This is a genomic window from Methanospirillum sp. (genome assembly GCF_028679455.1).
Taxonomy (GTDB): Archaea; Halobacteriota; Methanomicrobia; order Methanomicrobiales; family Methanospirillaceae; genus Methanospirillum.
This window is the reverse complement of record NZ_JAJRBM010000447.1, coordinates 1-3,570: the sequence shown is the minus strand read 5'-3', so window position 1 is coordinate 3,570 and position 3,570 is coordinate 1. Positions and strand designations below refer to the sequence as shown.

The 3,570-nt window shown below is 48.1% G+C and carries 4 protein-coding genes; all 4 read right to left on the bottom strand.

Annotated elements, in window-relative coordinates; translation table 11 throughout:
- A partial coding sequence (locus LUQ50_RS15495) for a hypothetical protein (protein ID WP_300041272.1) occupies positions 1–347 on the bottom strand: 347 nt, incomplete at its 3' end.
- The gene (locus tag LUQ50_RS15490; RefSeq protein ID WP_300041270.1) at positions 344–2,092 is read right to left on the bottom strand and encodes a hypothetical protein; all 1,749 of its coding nucleotides are present in this window, start codon (positions 2,090–2,092) and stop codon (positions 344–346) included. The genes LUQ50_RS15490 and LUQ50_RS15495, both read right to left, overlap by 4 nt.
- A 197-nt stretch (positions 2,093–2,289) precedes the next feature.
- The gene (locus LUQ50_RS15485; protein WP_300041268.1) at positions 2,290–3,093 is read right to left on the bottom strand and encodes a cache domain-containing protein; all 804 of its coding nucleotides are present in this window, start codon (positions 3,091–3,093) and stop codon (positions 2,290–2,292) included.
- A gap of 180 nt (positions 3,094–3,273) precedes the next feature.
- The coding region (locus tag LUQ50_RS15480; protein WP_300041266.1) for a rubrerythrin family protein at positions 3,274–3,570 on the bottom strand (297 nt) is incomplete at its 5' end.

Here is a 3,570-nt window from a genome sequence, read left to right as displayed (position 1 = left end):
TGCTCTTCCGATCTTGGGACACTCTGGGCACGATACCCGATGGCATCGTTCAGGTCGAGCGCCCTGATGGTATATGCCGCACCATCTCCCGGTGTTGCCTCAGACAGTGAAGCCCATTCAGGGAATGTTACCCCGGTAATTTTTGCAACCTGTGGGTTTTCCGGATAGATTGAGAAGATATACCCGGATAGACCCTGATCAGCAGTATCCAGCGATATGAGTGCAGATCCACTCATTCCCACTCCCGGTATTGAAGCAGGGGAGATACTGATCGTGGATGCACTTACCAGTCCCGGACAGAGAAAAGCAAGACCCACAATCAGAAGCACGAAATAGGTAGTTTTCATTTGGAAGCCTCCTCAAACAACGCATTGATATCCCCAAAGTCCATGGCACCATTTCCGTTGAAATCAAATGCAGGGTTTGGAAGATTTATTTTTATCCAGTCGAAATTATTGAAGAATATGGTTGGGTCCTGAAGATCAATCTTTCCATTTCCATTCAGGTCTTCATACTTTCCGTCACCATTGAGATCAACAGGAGGATGAACAGAACCAGGAAGAGTGGTACTAGAAACATTACCACTAACCGTGGTGTTGGTCATCAGGGTCTGATTGTTCACCGAGAGGTTCACTGATGTATTCAGTGAGACTGAAGGGATTGCTGCCGTCTGATTTACAGGAAGAGATACAGACTGGGTAGAAGTATTGGATGCATTTGATACCAGTGAGACCGATGCATTTGCATCCGGGATCAAAGATCCAGGTACTGATTGTGCGGATGAGTTTGTCGAATTGTAGCGGGCATCAATCTTGAGTGCCCAGAGATCTCCTTCCCCAATAGCACCTTGAACCATTCCATCAGAAGACTGGGTAGTCCCCACCACTGCAAGATTTCCATCAGGAAGGAGTTTACTCCATGAACCGCTGTCGTACTTACTTCCCCCGAGAGTCCGTTGCCAGAGGATTGAACCATTCCCATCAATTTCAGACACCCAGAGATCTGCATCCCCATGATTTCCGGTTATATCACCGTCAACCGAGAATGTTTCTCCGGTAAGAAATACTCCACCCCTTGGTGAAATTTCAACCTTCCAGACATTGTCACTGAAATTTCCTCCATATGTCTTCTCCCAGATCTTATCGCCCTGTGAAGAAAGACGGAGAATCCAGATATCGCCGGCACCATGGTTGAGAGACACATCGCCATCAGCAGAAGCAGTGACTCCGGCCACGAGCAGATCGCCACCGGTGAGTTCAACCAGCGAATGCCCCCAGTCCAGTTTTGTTCCACCATATGACTTCTGCCAAAGGAGGCTTCCGTTCACATCAGTCCTGACTACCCAGACATCACTGCTTCCATGATTGGAGGTCACATCTCCATCACTTGAGTAGGTGTTACCGGTCATGGCATATCCTCCATCTGAAGTTCTGATGATACTGCTGCCACTGTCCCGTTTTGATCCACCAAACACTTTCTGCCAGAGGATCTGACCTGCCTGATCGAGATGAATCATCCAGAGATCCCCTCCTCCGTGTTGCCCGGAAACATCTCCCTCATTTGACATTGTATACCCGGCGATCATATATCCGCCATCTGAGGTTGGAGTAATATCTCCTCCTTCGTCGGTCATGTTCCCTCCATAGACGTGTTTCCAGACTGGTTCACCAGATGAAGAGAGCCTGAGCACCCAGAGATCCCCGTTATCGTGATAGCCGGTGACATCCCCGTTTGTTGAACCGGTAGTTCCGATGACGATAGATCCTCCGTCTTGCAAGGTCTTCACTGCGAGACCATAGTCGGATCCATTCCCGCCATATGCATGATTCCAGAGCGGTTTCCCATCCGGACCAAGCCGTACCATCCAGAGGTCCCCACTTCCTTTCGCTCCGGAAATATTGGCATCCTCAGAATATGCAATACCGGTTATCAGCATCCCGCCGTCAATGGTGGAATCAACACCATATCCCCAGTCCTCCCCTGCCGGCCCGCCAAGTACCTGCTGCCAGATCAGATCCCCGGGACTCGCAGAGACTGCCTGGATAAGCAGTAGCAACCCGACTGTACACAATCCTGCACTGATATATTTCATTGACCCGTTACCCCACACCTGTAAATATCGTTATGAGCATATATGGGAAAAAATCATATCAAGGTTTCGTGATTTTCATCAATCCTGATACTGATGGCGATATACTGATTACCTAATTCTGATGAAATGAAACCGGTCGCGGAAGAAAGAACAATCAAACCGGAATCAGAGAAAAAAAGAAGAAAGTATCACCAAATTTACGCGGTAAGATTGGATACGGTGTTGTTCACTAACTCTTTTACTGCTGCTTTAACAGTATCTTTGGCTGAAGTTTCAGCAGGGAGAGTTGTGTTTGTTGCGTTAACTGCCGTCTTTTGGTCCTTTCCACTTGCTACTTCAGGCTTTGCTGCGGCTTTCTTATCTTCCTTGGGGAGATACACACCAGCACCAATCCAGTAGGTACCATCAACATTGGTGATGTAGGAGACCTTGTTCATAACCGTGCCCTGCTTCATCAGGTTCGGTTCCTGATACTTGACAAATCCTACACCATGCTTTGCGAGGTCGCACATCTGCTGAACATACCGAAGACCGGTTGAATCAGTCAGAGCGATCTGGTTCATACCCACTGAACCCTGGGCATAGGGAAGAGCAAGTGCCTTTCCATCAAGGTCGTAGGCGAAGATATACATCTTGTCATTGACAAACGGGCCTGCCGGACTGTTAAAGGTAGTTATTGCAGCACTCTTTCCATTGTTTAATGCATAGGTGCGTGCATCGGTAACGAACTTTACCAGAGTATCATTTACCAGATCCGGTGCAGCTGCTGATGCATTTACAGCGGATTTTCCGGTTGCATTTGCAACAGGGGCAGTCACATTGGCTGCCTTATCGGTGACGTTCACACTGGCTGCTACCTGATCGGGAGCGGTGGTCTTGTTGACATCCAGGGCACCAGTTGCCTGTACGGTAGAATTGTTCACAGACTCCGCAATTGCTCCGGAGACGAGCAGGGAGACGAGAACGGCGAGGGTACATCCAATCCAGAAGATTGATCTCATGCACCTATTCATTCACTACGAATGTATATATGAGTGATTGTCAGCAACTGGCAGCATGGATGATATGCGGGAAAAGAAAGAAGATACAACGGGTTATTCCGGAGCATGTCAGACAGACCAGAAAGCACGATTCATACCAGAAATAAAAATAACGGACATAAAAAAAGGATCAATAATCGATCATAGCGTTACTTCAGACCACTTGGAACCAGGCACTCCACAGATAGGACAGGTCCCCGGGGCCTTGTCAATGGCTAAATTACCACAGACCGGACAGAGGAAGATCTTTTCAGCCTCAAGATCCTTTCCTGATTTCACCGCATCAAGGGCTTTCTCATATAATCCGGCATGAACCTGCTCAGCTTTCATGGCAAACGTAAATGACCGGGTCGCTTCGGTGTTCTTTTCTGCTTCAGATTCCTTAATAAAACCGGGATACATAGCAGTGAACTCTTCCTTCTCTCCAGCCACCGAGGA